Here is a 260-nt window from a genome sequence, read left to right as displayed (position 1 = left end):
GTGTTACCTTGAACACCTTGAGGTCCAGTAGCACCCGTGTTACCTTGAGCGCCCTGAGGTCCAGTGGCACCAGTAGCACCTGTGTTACCTTGAACACCTTGAGGTCCAGTAGCACCCGTGTTACCTTGAACACCCTGAGGTCCAGTAGCGCCAGTGTTACCTTGAACACCTTGAGGTCCAGTAGCACCCGTGTTACCTTGAGCACCTTGAGGTCCAGTGGCACCAGTAGCGCCAGTGTTACCTTGAGGTCCAGTGGCACC

Annotated in this window: 1 pseudogene; it reads right to left on the bottom strand. The window is 55.8% G+C overall.

Annotated features, from left to right (window positions below):
* Positions 1-260 (bottom strand): annotated as a pseudogene (locus BAQ44_RS17035) (Gly-Xaa-Xaa repeat protein); the annotation flags it as partial.

This window comes from Bacillus mobilis, assembly GCF_001884045.1.
Taxonomy (GTDB): domain Bacteria; phylum Bacillota; class Bacilli; order Bacillales; family Bacillaceae_G; genus Bacillus_A; species Bacillus_A mobilis.
This window is presented reverse-complemented; position numbering and strand designations above follow the sequence as displayed.